Genomic DNA, 12,808 nt, shown 5'->3' with positions numbered 1-12,808 from the left:
GAGGGCGATTCGCGATCAACTGAGGGCGAGCTGCTCGAGGCTGAAGCGGTCGCGCAGCACGCGTTTGAGCACTTTTCCGCTGGGGTTCTTCGGCAGCGCGTCCACAAAGAAGACCCGTTTGGGCGTCTTGAACCCGGCCAGGTGCGTCCGGCAGTGAGAGAACAGGTCTTCCTCGGTGAGAACGGCGCCGTCGCGGGGGACGATGGCGGCCACCACCGCCTCCACCCACACCGGGTGGGGCAGGCCGAACACGGCGACTTCTTGAACACCGTGGTGCCGGTAGAGGATTTCCTCGACCTCCCGGCTGGCCACGTTTTCGCCACCGGTCTTGATCATGTCCTTCTTGCGGTCGACGACGTGCAGCAGTCCGTGTTCGTCGAAGTAGCCGAGGTCGCCGGAGTGGAACCAGCCGCCCTTGAATGCCGCCGCGGTGCGTTCCGGGTCGTTGAGGTAGCCGGGAGTCAAATGTGGGCTGCGGTGGGCGATCTCGCCGACCACGCCGGCGGCGACCGGGTTGTCGTCGTCGCCGAGGATGGCGGTGTCCACGTTGAGCACCGGCCGGCCGGCCGAGCCGGCGTGCGCGTCCTGCTCGTCGGGTCCCAGGGCGCAGGCCAGCGGCGCCATCTCGGTCTGGCCGTAGAAGTTCCACAGTCGTAGGTTGGGCAGCCGCTCGCGGATCTCGCGCAGGATTTCCGCCGGCATGGCCGAGGCCCCGTAATAGCCCTTGCGCAGGCTGGACAGGTCGACCTCGTCGAACACCGGTGAGCGCAGCAGCGAGATCCACACCGTCGGGGGAGCGAAATAGTTGGTGACGCGGTAGCGCTCGATGGTGCGCAACACCGCGTCGGGCTCGGGCCGCGGCAGGATGATGCTGGTGGCGCCGAGGTAGACGTCGGTGGCCAAAAAGTTGTCCAGCTGCGCGCAGTGGTACAGCGGCAGCGAGTGGATCTCGACGTCGTCGTGCGACATCTCGCCCGCGACGATCGTGCTGACGTACTGCCACATCAGGCTGCGGCTGGTGTGAATGGCGGCCTTGGGCCGGGATTCGGTTCCGCTGGTGTACATCAGCCGCACGGGTTGGTCGTCGTCGATGTGCGGGCTCGGGGCCGCTGTCTCGGTGGCCAGCCACCGGCTGAAATCCGCCCAACCGGGCACGCCCTGGTGTCCCCTCGGCACCAGGGCGACCTTGGCCCTGACCGCCCCACCGAGCCGAATCGCCTCCTCGGCGGTCGGTGTCAGATCCGCTTCGACGACCAGGCCACCGACCTGACTGTGGCCGAGGATGTAGGCGATCTCCTCGGCGGTCAGCATGAAGTTGATCGGGACCAGGACCACTCCCGCACGCGCCGTCGCGAATGCCAGCACGGCGTACTGCCAGCAGTTGCGTGACAAGAGCCCTAATCGGCTGCCGGGCCCAAACCCGCTGTCGTGCAAGGCTGCCGCGGTCCGGTCCACCAGGTGGTCGAATTCGGCAAATGTCAGTACGACGTCACCGTCGATGATCGCGACCTTGTGTGGGTGCCGGCGGGCCGAACGCCGGGGGATGTCGCCGAGTCCATGGCTACGTGCCCGTTCGATCATGGCGTCGAGGTCATCGGACTGCATGCCGGTCACGGTAAGCGCCGACGCCCGCGGGCGGGCCGTCCGTGTCCCGCTGAGTAGGCAGGGGTCCGCCAAGCGCAGTGGACCACGCCGATACTCATCGGCATGAGCACTGGTGTCCCTTTCACGACCGAAAGCGCCGGGTGGGCGGGCCCGGGTCCCGACGACGTCGACGAACTGCGGGCCAACCTGCGTCAGGCGGATCCCGGGGTCCTCGTCGCCGTGCTGGCGCAGCTGACCGGGGATCCCACCGTCGCCGAACGATTCGCACCGAAAATCACCCATGTGCCCGACCCGCCCGAGCAGGCCGGCGTCACCGACCCGGAGACGGCCGCCGCGCTCATCGACGAGATCGTCACGGCACTGCGGGAGCCGCGCCGCGCGGACGCGCTCCCCGCGGACGACCTCGACCTCTTCGCCCGCATCGCCCCCATCGCTCTCGGGGCAGAGATCGCCCCCGAGTACCTCGGGCTGCTCCTCGAGCAGGGCGGGTTTCAGCCGTCACAACCGGTGCTGCCGCGCACCGCAAAGCTTCCCGCGGGCTTCCGGGTTGTCATCATCGGCGCGGGCATCGCCGGCATCACCGCCGCTCTCGCGTGCGCGGACGCCGGTATCGATTATCAGATCATCGAGCGCAACGACGAGGTCGGCGGCACCTGGTACACCACCACCTATCCCGGAATCGGGGTAGACACGCCCTCGGCGTACTACTCGCTGTCGCGCGACATCAACGGCGACTGGTCGAGCTACTACCCGCAGGGTGCCGAATATCAGGCCTACCTGGTGTCGGTGGCCAACAAGAACGACCTCCGCACGCGCACCCGGTTCGGTACGACGGTCGAAGCGTTGTGGTGGGAGGAGCGGCGCCAGCAGTGGCAGATCCATTCGGTCGGCCCGGATGGAACCCGCGACGTCAGTTACGCGAATGTGGTGATCCCGGCCGCCGGGTATCTCAACCGGCCGCGGTGGCCGGATCTGCCTGGCCGCGAAACGTTCTCGGGAATCTCCATCCACTCCGCCCAATGGGACCCCGAGCTGGATCTCACGGGAAAGAGGGTCGCGATCATCGGCGCCGGCTGCACCGCGGTCCAGATCGTCGACGCCTGTGTCGACCAGGTCGCACACATGACGGTATTCCAACGCCAGCCGCACTGGGTCGCGCCGCGACGGCGAGCATCCGACGATGTTCCCGCCTACCGGCGGTGGCTGGGCACTCGACTGCCGTACTACGCCAACTGGATTCGGCTCAAATCGTATTGGGGGACATCGGACAACAACTATCCGGTGATCCTGCACGACGAGGAGTGGGCGGCCGAGCATCTGTCGATCTCGCCGGCCAACGACGTGTTGTTGCAGATGTGCCTCGATTACATCGACCGCGTATTCGGTGCGGGCAGCGAGCTCGCCCGCAAGGTCACGCCCGACTTCGCCCCCTACGGCAAGCGGATCATCCGCGATCCCGGCGGCTACTACGCGGCGCTGGCCCGCGAGCACGTCGACGTCGAGGCCAGTGAGCCGGCGCGGGTCAACGAGGCGGGAATCGTGACTGCCGACGGCAGGCAAATCGACCTCGACGTCATCGTCTACGCAACCGGCTACTACCTGGATTTCCTTTCCACGGTGGATATTCGGGGCCGTGACGGCAAAAAGCTGACCGACGAGTGGGGCGACGCGCCCCGGGCCTACCGTGGCGGGATGGTGCCGGGATTCCCGAACCTGTTCATTTCCTCGGCCCCCAACTACAGCCCGGGACACGGCGCCGGGCACAACTTCGGTGTCGAGGTGATGGTGCACTACGTGATGGAATGCCTGCAGCTGATGGCGCTGCGCGACGCCTCCTCCCTGGAGGTGACGCAGCGCGCGTATGAAGAATACGTCGACCGCATCGATGCGACCATGGCCGGCACCGTGTGGCGGCACACACCGTCGGCCCACACCTACTACCGCTCGGGGGGCCGCATTGTGATCGCCTTCCCGTACCGCCTCGTCGACTTCTGGCGCGATCACCGCGCGCCGGTCGAAGAGGACCTCGAGCTTCGATGAGCGACGGTCTGCTTTCCGGCAAAACGGCTTTGGTCACCGGTAGCAGCCGCGGCATCGGCCGTGCCATCGCGCAGCGACTGGCCGCCGAGGGCGCCACCGTGGTGGTGACCGCGCGATCGCACACGTCTTCGGTGTCGACGCGAGCCGGAACGACCACCGCCCTGCCCGGCACCATCGGGGAGACGGTGAAGGCGATCGAGGCCGCCGGCGGCTCGGCGTTCGGCGTCGCGTGCGAGCTGGAGGACGCCGCGCAGCGCGACGGTTTGGTCGAGGCCGTCCTCGACCGCACGGGCCGCATCGACATCCTGGTCAACAATGCCGGTTTCGCCGACTACGCGTTGGTCGAGGACATGAGTGTGGAAACGTTCGACCGTACGGTGGAACACTACCTTCGCGTTCCGTTCGTGCTGACGAAAGCGGCTGTGCCGCACATGCGTCACCAGGGGTCCGGCTGGATCGTCAACATCGGCTCCGTCACGGGCCTGGCCCCGGTCCGGCCGTACCGGGAATACAACAAGACCTCCGGCGACGTGATCTACGCATCCCTGAAAGCCGCTCTGCACCGGTTCACCCAGGGCGTGGCCGCCGAGCTGCTCGACGCCAACATCGCCGTGAATTGCGTCGGCCCGTCGACGGCGGTCCGCACACCCGGTGCCGCGCAACTGATTCCGGATTCCTTCCCGACCGAACCGGTGGAGTATTTGGCCGAGACCGTGCTGGCCATGTGTCATTTGCCCGCCGCGGAGCGCACGGGGCTGGTCGCATTCAGCCTGCATTACCCGTGGTCGCAGCAACTGCCGGTGCACAGCCTGGACGGCACCGAAGTGCTGCCCCCGTTAGAGCCGCCGACGACCGCCAACCCGAATATTCTGCCCGCGGGTGTCTAGATCAGAACCGGGTCGGCGATGGCGCAAAAGCTGTGGCAGACGCGATCACGGATGATCACGTCGGTGGTCTCCGGGTCGAACCAGCGGTCCACCACCGCCCAGTGGATCGGGTGCATCAGGTAGGGCCCCATCAGCGCCTCGACATCGGCGAACTCCTGCTCGAATACGTGTGTCCACGAGGAGGTTCCGACCGCCGCGGTCACCCGGCTGAGCTGCCAGGCACGGATCGTCGGTAGATACCGCGGCATCGACGACAGTTCGCGCTCGAACCGGGCGATGGTGGCTTCGGGTGTGTCCGGCTGCACGCGCAGCAGCAGCGTCCGGTAGACCGTGCCGGGCTTCTCGCCGCAGCGAACGGGCGTGCCCGCGTAGCCGGCGCCGTTGACCCGGCCGACCGAGGGGTCAGCCAGTATGGCGGCGAGATCATTTGTCGCGCGGTCACATTGGTCCTGGGTGGCGAACCTCAGATGCACCAGGACGTCGCCCCCGTTGCGCGATCCGGGCAGCGTCGGTTGCACGACCGAGCGCAGTGGCGCCTCGGCACCGATAGCCCCGCGCAACTCGTCGAGAATCCGGTCGCGGTCGGGCTCGGCGACATCGATCAGCCGGGTGACGCTATACATCGCAGAGCCCGTCGACGTCGTCGGCGGTCGCGGCGAAGGACCGGGACCGCTCCGACACCAATTCGCCGATCCGCGACCACCATTCGCCCAGCGTCGGATCCGGTCGGCCTTTCCAGGTCATTTCCCACCACGCCCGCGCGCTGGGTAGCGTCCAGGTCGCGGTGATGACGTTGGCGTCGTCGGCGAGCCAGATGGGTGGGCTCACCAGGATGTCGCGCAACGTCATGCCCCGTTCGCGCGCACCGGGCGCGTATTCGTTCAGGTAGGTGTCGATGAATTGCCGCGCACATCCGGGCCGGGTCACCACGCGGTCGATCACGAAGACTTCACCGTCGGCCATCAGCCGACCGTAGGGCATCGGCGCGCGGCGGCGTGGCGGGCTCCCGACCACCGGGAAGCTCCCGTTGACCGTCTCCGGGTGCGAGGTAAGGGTGGCCGGATGAACGCCGCGCAGCCCGACCCCTTCGCCCCCGCCGTCCTCGGGCCGGTGACGCTGCGCAACAGGGTGATCAAGGCTGCGACGTCCGAAGGCCGATCGCCGCGGGGCCTGGTTACCGATGATCTGATCGACTTCCACCGCGCCTTCGCGCGCGGCGGCGTCGGCATGACGACCGCCGCGTATTGCTGTGTGGCCCCCGAGGGTGCCAGCGCACCCGGACAGATCGTGATGAGCGCGGCTGCCCTCCCGGGTCTGCGGAAGCTGACCGACGCGGTCCACCACGACGGGGCCGCGATCTCGGCCCAGCTGGGTCATGCCGGTGTGGTGGCGCAGAAGAAGCTGACCGGCGTCACGCCCATGGCGCCGAGCAGGTTCATCAACCCCGCGTCGATGGGTTATTGCCGCGAGATCACCCGCGCGGAAATCGCGCGGGTGATCGACCAGTTCGGCGCCGCCGCCCGGGTGGCGGCCGACGCGGGTTTCGACGCCGTGGAACTGCATTTCGGCCATCTGTACCTGCCGAGCTCGTTTTTGAGTCCGTTGATCAACCGGCGCAAGGATGAATACGGCGGCGACATCGACAACCGGTCACGGTTCTGCCGCCAGATCGCCCGGCGGGTGCGCGACGAGATCGGTGACCGCATCGCCGTGACGGCCAAGCTTGACATGGACGACGGCGTACCCGGCAGCATCTGGGTCGACGAAGCGTTGCGCACCGCGGCGCTGCTCGATGCCGACGCCGTGCTGGATGCGATCGAATTGACCCAGGGCTCTTCGGTTTTCAAGCCCATGTACCTATTTCGCGGCGACGTCCCGGTCAGGGAATTCGCCCGGGTCATGCCGCAGCCGATGCGCACCGGGATCCGCTTCATCGGAAAATGGGCGATGGGCGACTACCCCTACCGCGACCTCTACATGCTGGAGAATGCCCGCCAGTTCGTCCCGGTCATGCGCAACACCAAGCTGATCCTGCTGGGGGGCATCACCAATCGCGAGCACGTCGAGACCGGGATGCGCGAAGGCTTCGATTTCGTGGCGATGGGGCGGGCGCTGCTCCGCGAACCCGGCCTGGTCTCCGCCATGATCGCCGATCCGGCCACACGCAGCCGGTGCACTCACAACAACAAGTGCATGGTCACCGTGTTCGGGCGGACCCATTGCGTGCTCGATCCGCGGCAACGCTACGGTGCGGCGGAGGCGTTGCCCGCCAACGAACTACCGGCGCAACAGATCGGTTAGGGCGGCGGTCGCCTCGGTGCGCGCCCGGTGCGCGATGTCGAGCATCGGCATCGTCATAAACCCATGGATCCCGCCCTCGTAACGCAATCCCACCGTGGGCACGCCGGCCGTTTCGAGCGCGGCGGCGAAGGCCAATCCCTCGTCGCGCAGCGGATCGTGGCCGGCAATCACCACCACGGCGGGCGGCAGCCCACGCAGGTCGGCGTTCAGCGGCGTGGCATAAGGGTGCGCACGGTCGTCGCACGATGGCACATAACAGTCCCAGTACCACCGCAGCGCCGGCTCGGGGTTGTAGTAGCCCCGGCCGAACAGCCGGTAGGACTCCGCGCCGAAATCAGCCGCGATCACCGGGTACAGCAGCAGCTGCGCTGCCGGAGCCGGGCCGCCACGGTCGCGAGACATGATCGCGGTCACCGCGGCCAGATTGCCGCCGGCGCTGTCGCCGCCCACGACCAGGCGTCCGGGGTCGGCCCCGAGCGAGGCGGCATTGTCGTGGGCCCAGCACGTCGCGGTGTACACGTCTTCGGCGGCCGCCGGCCAGGAGTTCTCCGGCGCCAACCGATAGTCGACCGAAACAACAACGGCGGGAACAAGGTTGGCGAGACTGCGGCACAGGCCGTCGTGACTGTCCAGGTCGCAGAACACGAACCCGCCGCCGTGGGCATACACGACGAGGGGGAGTGGTCCGTCCGCTTCGGGCCGGTAGACCCGGACGGGGATCGGGCCGCCCTGACCCTCGATGAGGCGATCGGCGACCTCGGCGACGGGTTCGGGTTGCGCCGCCGGCACCACCCTGGACCGGATGAGCGCTCGGGCCTCGGCGCCGCTCATCTCGTGAACGGGTGGAAACCCACTATCCAATTGCTCGATGATCGCAGCGATCTGGGGGTCGAGACTCACGCGTATTGCAGGGCGGGTCGCTGCGTGGGCACCGGATGCTGCGGCCGCATGGGCAGCAACGGCCGCAGTGGTTGCAGCGTCGGAGCAACCCGCTGCGGGCCGCCCTCCACGTTGCGCCAGATGCCCATCGCGGTCATTCGCACCGGAGCGGCAAGCCGCTGGTCGAGCGTCACGCGATTCAACGGACCGCACACCGACACGGCGGCCATGACGTCCTGGGCCTCACCGGGTCCGCCGATAGGGGCTGCGACACAACCGAACCCGAGCAGGGATTCCTCGCGTTCGAAGGCGACGCCGTGCGCCCTGACCTTGGCCAGTTCCGCTGCCAGTTGCGAAGGGCGGGAAATCGAGTATCGAGTCAGGCGAGTCCCCAGATCGATGTCGGTCTGCTCGTCGCGATAGGCCAAGATCGCCTTGCCGACGGCGGTGCAGTGGGCCGGTTGACGGCCTCCGACCCGGGTGGGGATTGCGCCGATCATGCGGTCGCCGACCTTGTCGAGGTAGACGACGTCGGAGCCGTCCAGCACCGCCAGGTGAACGACGAGCCCGGTGGCCCGGTGCAATTCCGCCAACAGCGGGGTTGCCGCGCGCACCAGACGATCCTGGTGCACGGCCAGCGAGCCGAGCTCAACGAGCCGCATGCCGAGCTCGTAGTCACGGCCGCTGCGGCGCAGCCACCGGAGCTGAACCAATCGCTCGAGCATCCGGTGCGCCGACGAGCGCGGCAAGCCGGTGCGCCGCACAATCTGCGCCAGCGTCAGCCGCCCCGGGCCGTCGAACGCATCGAGGACCAGCGAGATGCGGTCGATCACCGCGGTGGGGGTTTCGACGGGCGCGGCCATATGTCCTCCTGGCTGGCATATTCCTATTAGGAATATAGTTCTACCATACCCTTGTGGTCGCTGTCACAACGCTCAGGGCACGTGTCGCGAATCTCGCCGAACAGACGCAAAAGCCCCCGACACGCCGGGCGTGCGGGTGCTTTTGTGTCTGCTCGCGGGAGTAATTCAGGCCTTGGCGGCCGAGCGCCCGGCGCGGCGGCCGTAGAAACTGCCGTCACCGAGCGAGACGCCGCTGGCGTAGCCCCACGCGGCCAGGCCGGCGGTGCACCGGCCGGCGGCGAACAGCCCGGGTATGGGCGCGCCGCTGACGTGCAGCACCTCGGCGGCCAGCGTGGTCGCCAGCCCGCCCAGGGTGAAGCCGCCGGTGCTTTCCCGCAGGTCGATCGCGCCGACCGGCGATCCGATCGGCTTGATCCACTCGGATTTCTTGTGCAGCAGCGGATCCTCGCCGCGCGCGGCGCCCGCGTTGTAGGCCGCCACGGTGGCCTGCAGCGAACCGGGCGGCAGGCCCATGTCGCGCTCGAGGTCCGCGACGGTGTCGGCCACCCAGGTCGCCGGGCGAAGCATCAGCTTCGGCGACCACGAGGCCTCCGCCTCCTCCTGTGCGTCACCGTCGATGATCAGGTACGCGACGTTGTCCTGCTGGTACAGCGTGAGCTGGCCGATCCGGCCCGGATAGGTGTCCTCGGCGACGTAGCGCTGACCGCGCCCGTTGACCAGGATGCCGCGCACCAGCTGCTGGGGGTCGACGAAGATCGCGACCTCGGTGGCGTCCATGTGCGCCAGGTCGGCGCCCAGCGCCTGCGCCATCCGGATCGCCTGCCCGTCGTGCTGCTCGATCGACGCGGCCGGCCGCCCCGCGATGCGCGGCGCGTAGCGCGCCACCATCGCGTCGTTGTAGGCGAAACTGCCGGTGGCCAGCACGACCCCGCGGCGCGCCCGGATCGTCATGTCGTTGCCGTACTGGCGGGCGCAGATGCCCACCACCCGGCCGTCGGATTCGGTGATCAGCCGCTGCACCCGCACGTCGTAGAGGGCCCGCGCCCCGGCGGCGGTGGCCGTTTCGACGAGGGGCTTCATCAGCATGTAGCCCGCACTCGCTTCGCCCTGCTTCTTGTTCTGCATCTGCGGGACGTGCCCGCGCGGGGCGGGGGAGGCGATCGTGTTGAACGGATAGGAGTTTTCGCCGCCGCTGTACATCAACCCCTGGTCGCCCATGGGCTCCCAGCCCGGCTCGGAGAAGAACTCCGCCTTGAACGGGACGCCGCAGCCCACCAGCCAGTCGAAGTGGGCGACGCTGCCGGCGCAATAGTCGGCGATCCTGGCCTCGTCGGCGCCGGGGCCCATCGCGACGTTGAGGAACGCCGCCATGTTGTCGACCGAATCGCTGAAGCCGCAAGCCTTTTGCAGCGGCGTGCCGCCCCCGAGGTAGATGAATCCGCCCGCCATCGATGCCGCGCCGCCCCAGGATCCGGTGCGCTCGAGCACCAGGACGTCGGCGCCGGATCGGGCGGCTTCCACCGCCGCCGCGGCGCCCGCGATCCCATAGCCGGCGATGACGACGTCGGCCTCGGCGTCCCACGACGTGATCGACGACGCCGCCACCGGCGTCACGTCAGATTCGGCGATCACATGCGCATGGCCGCGGGTGGTTCCGGAATCCACTCGTGGCCCCAATAGCTGTCGGCGGTGATTTCCTCTGCGGTGTAATACGTTTCGTCGACCCGCATCCCGTCGGTGCCGAATTCGATGTCCCAGTCGCCGGGCGCGCGGACGTAGAAGGACACCATCTTGTCGTTGGTGTGCCGGCCCAGCGTGGACGCGACGGTGAAGCCATCGGCGTTGACGCGGTCGAGCGCCTGGCCGACGGCGTCGAGGGTGTCCACCTCCACCATGACGTGCACCAGCCCGGGGTCGCGCTGCTGGGCGGCGGGGCAGATCGCCAGGCTGTGATGGCGCGCGTTGATGCCGAGGAACCGCACCCGGATCGGTCCGAACTCGGCGGGCAGCGGCACCCGGAACGCGCCACGAGACCGGAAACCGAGCACCTCGGTGTAGAAGTCGACGACGCCGTTGAAATCGGTCGCCGGCACGACGACGTGGCCCAGACCCTGGTCGCCCGTCACGAACTTCGCGCCGAACGGGGTGATCACCGGGCTGTGGTCGAGCACCGCGCTGTGGAACACCTCCAGCGTGGTGCCGGCCGGATCCTCGAAGGTGATCACCTCTTCGACGCGGCGGGCGTCGGCCTCCTGGACGGACAGTTCCTTGAAACCGACACCGGCGCCGTCCAGGGCGGCCTTGACCCGTTGCAGCGCCTGGTGGTCACGCACTTCCCAGCCGACCGTGATCACCCGGTCAACCTCGCCGGGGACGACGATGATCCGGGCCGCGCGTTCGTCCATCCGCAAGTACAGCGCGGACGCATCGCCGTTTTGGGGTCCTTTCCCTTCGGCGAATCCCAGCACACCGAACGCGAAATGGCGCCAACGCTCGATGTCTGAGGTCGAAACCGTGATGTAGCCAAGGCTTTTCAGGTCAGACATTGAAAACCCCTCAGATCAAGGCCCGCAGCGGGCCTTCGGGCGGGTCGATGCCGATCGAACTCAGCGCCGCCGCGTGGTACGTGGTGCCCGGCACATGGATGGCGTGCATCTGGCCGACGTGCACGTCACGCCAATACCGTTGCAGCGGTTTGTCCATCCGGGCCGCGTTGCCGCCGGAGCGGGCGAAGATCTCGTCGACGGCGGAGACCGCGCGCCACACCGCGCGAACCTGCGTGCGGCGCCCGGCCGCGCGGTCGGCGAACGACACCTCCTTGCCCGCGGCGACCATGTCGTAGATGCGGTCGGCGTTGGCCAGCAGCTCCTGGCGGGCGGCGTTGATGTCGGCGGCAGCCTCGCCGATCGCGTGCATCACGTAGGGGTCGTCCTTGATCGCGGTCCCGGTGGCGCCCACCCGGCCGCGCTGGTAATCGAGGTGCGCGGCCAGCGCCCCCTCGGCGATGCCGATGGTGGCCGCCGAAATGCCGAGCGGGAACATCGTCGACCACGGCATCAGGTACAGCGGCTCGGTCATGCCGGCCTCGCGCTGGGCGGTGCCGTCCATCACCTTCGCCGCGTCCATGGTCCGGTAGGTCGGGACGAACGCGTCTTTGACGATGACGTCCTTGGAGCCGGTTCCGCGCAGCCCCACCACATTCCACGAGTCCTCGACGATCTCGTAGTCCTTGCGCGGCAGGATCATGTGCAGCATTTGCGGCGGCATCAACGGGATGCCCTTCTCGTCGCCGAGCATGGCGCCCAGGATGATCCAGTCGCAATGGTCGGTGCCCGAACTGAACTGCCAGCGCCCGTTGAACAGGTAGCCGCCGTCGACCGGTTTGGCCACGCCCTGCGGCGCGTAGGGCGACGCCATCCAGGTGTCGACGTCGTCGGCCCAGATCTCGGCGGCCACCTTCGGGTCGGCGTAGGCGAGCTGGTAGGGGTGCACGCCCACCACGCCGACGATCCAGCCCGCCGCGGGATCGAGCGCCGCGGTGGCCATCGTCGTCTCGGCGAACTCGCGGGGGTGGACCTCGAAGCCCTGATACTGCTTGGTCTGCAGCAGCCGGATCAGCCCGGCGCCCTTCATCAGCTTGACGGTGTCGTCGGTGAGCCGGCCGAGTTGCTCGGCCTCCGCGGCCTGTTCGCGCAGCTGATCGGCCATGGCCACTACCCGGTCCAGTACCCGGTCGCTCATATCGTTGTCCTTACGTGTGGGTGCTTAGTAATGGTCTACCGCAGTCCCGACCCGTCCCAAAGTAAATCCCGATGAGCGGACACAACGCGGTCAAAATTCGACATGAACATCGGTGCCCGCGGGCCGCGCCTGGCAGGCCAGAATCAGGCCCTCCTCGAGATCGTCGGCGTCCAACACGTCGCACGGAACCATGTCGACCTCGCCCGCGACCACGGTCGCCACGCACGAGCCGCAGCGGCCCTCCCGGCACGAGTGGGGCACGGCGATGCCCGCCTCGAGCAATGTCTCGACCAGCGTCTGCCCGTGGGGCCAGCACAAATGATGGCGTCGACCGTCCAGCTCGACGTCGACGCGCGCGACTTGCGGCATCCGCCGATCGTGAGCGATCCAGACGGCAGGGCGAACCCAGCTGCCCGGTGGCCGGGAAGATGCGCCCCCGGCGTCCGGTGACCGGGAGGGGGAGCGGTGCGCGATCCCGCAGGCCTTACCGTG

Annotated in this window: 12 protein-coding genes; 3 read left to right on the top strand and 9 right to left on the bottom strand. The window is 68.2% G+C overall.

The window, feature by feature from the left end; all coding sequences use genetic code 11:
• Positions 1-15 precede the first annotated feature (15 nt).
• Positions 16-1,614: an acyl-CoA synthetase gene (locus W7S_RS13870; RefSeq protein WP_014711768.1), complete on the bottom strand. Its 1,599-nt coding sequence runs from the start codon at positions 1,612-1,614 to the stop codon at positions 16-18.
• Between the two features lie 93 nt (positions 1,615-1,707).
• Between W7S_RS13870 and W7S_RS13865 the strand changes: the two genes are divergently transcribed.
• Complete coding sequence (locus W7S_RS13865; RefSeq protein WP_014711767.1) at positions 1,708-3,645, top strand: NAD(P)/FAD-dependent oxidoreductase; 1,938 nt, start codon at positions 1,708-1,710, stop codon at positions 3,643-3,645.
• Positions 3,642-4,532 (top strand): SDR family oxidoreductase, encoded by an 891-nt coding sequence (locus tag W7S_RS13860; RefSeq protein ID WP_014711766.1) that lies wholly within the window; start codon positions 3,642-3,644, stop codon positions 4,530-4,532. The genes W7S_RS13865 and W7S_RS13860 overlap by 4 nt, the downstream gene beginning before the upstream one ends.
• On the opposite strand, the gene W7S_RS13855 is transcribed toward W7S_RS13860, so the two are convergent.
• Together W7S_RS13855 and W7S_RS13850 are read right to left on the bottom strand one after the other, a co-directional pair.
• Positions 4,529-5,155 (bottom strand): Dabb family protein, encoded by a 627-nt coding sequence (locus tag W7S_RS13855; protein ID WP_014711765.1) that lies wholly within the window; start codon positions 5,153-5,155, stop codon positions 4,529-4,531. The genes W7S_RS13860 and W7S_RS13855 overlap by 4 nt on opposite strands.
• Positions 5,148-5,495: a hypothetical protein gene (locus W7S_RS13850; protein WP_041298236.1), complete on the bottom strand. Its 348-nt coding sequence runs from the start codon at positions 5,493-5,495 to the stop codon at positions 5,148-5,150. The genes W7S_RS13855 and W7S_RS13850 overlap by 8 nt, the downstream gene beginning before the upstream one ends.
• Before the next feature lie 99 nt (positions 5,496-5,594).
• On the opposite strand from W7S_RS13850, the gene W7S_RS13845 reads away from it, so the two are divergent.
• The gene (locus W7S_RS13845) at positions 5,595-6,833 is read left to right on the top strand and encodes an NADH:flavin oxidoreductase (RefSeq protein ID WP_014711763.1); all 1,239 of its coding nucleotides are present in this window, start codon (positions 5,595-5,597) and stop codon (positions 6,831-6,833) included.
• Here the strand turns inward: W7S_RS13845 and W7S_RS13840 are convergent.
• The 6 genes from W7S_RS13840 to W7S_RS13815 form a co-directional block, all read right to left on the bottom strand.
• Positions 6,810-7,733 (bottom strand): alpha/beta hydrolase, encoded by a 924-nt coding sequence (locus W7S_RS13840; RefSeq protein ID WP_014711762.1) that lies wholly within the window; start codon positions 7,731-7,733, stop codon positions 6,810-6,812. The two genes, W7S_RS13845 and W7S_RS13840, sit on opposite strands and share 24 nt — an antisense overlap.
• Entirely contained in the window at positions 7,730-8,575 is an 846-nt protein-coding gene (locus W7S_RS13835) for an IclR family transcriptional regulator (RefSeq protein WP_008257242.1), read from the bottom strand. The genes W7S_RS13840 and W7S_RS13835 overlap by 4 nt, the downstream gene beginning before the upstream one ends.
• A 165-nt stretch (positions 8,576-8,740) precedes the next feature.
• Positions 8,741-10,240, bottom strand: coding sequence for an FAD-dependent oxidoreductase (locus W7S_RS13830; RefSeq protein WP_050989386.1), 1,500 nt, complete (start codon positions 10,238-10,240; stop codon positions 8,741-8,743).
• Complete coding sequence (gene bphC / locus W7S_RS13825) at positions 10,204-11,121, bottom strand: biphenyl-2,3-diol 1,2-dioxygenase (RefSeq protein WP_014711760.1); 918 nt, start codon at positions 11,119-11,121, stop codon at positions 10,204-10,206. Before bphC ends, W7S_RS13830 begins: the two co-directional genes overlap by 37 nt.
• A 10-nt stretch (positions 11,122-11,131) precedes the next feature.
• Positions 11,132-12,316, bottom strand: a complete 1,185-nt coding sequence (locus tag W7S_RS13820; RefSeq protein WP_014384844.1) for an acyl-CoA dehydrogenase family protein — start codon at positions 12,314-12,316, stop codon at positions 11,132-11,134.
• A 90-nt stretch (positions 12,317-12,406) separates the two neighbouring features.
• Complete coding sequence (locus W7S_RS13815; protein WP_008257233.1) at positions 12,407-12,685, bottom strand: 2Fe-2S iron-sulfur cluster binding domain-containing protein; 279 nt, start codon at positions 12,683-12,685, stop codon at positions 12,407-12,409.
• Positions 12,686-12,808 lie beyond the last annotated feature (123 nt).

It is taken from the genome of Mycobacterium sp. MOTT36Y (genome assembly GCF_000262165.1).
Classification (GTDB): Bacteria; Actinomycetota; Actinomycetes; order Mycobacteriales; family Mycobacteriaceae; genus Mycobacterium; species Mycobacterium intracellulare.
Note: the sequence above shows the minus strand (reverse complement) of the source record. Positions and strands in the feature narration are given on the sequence as shown.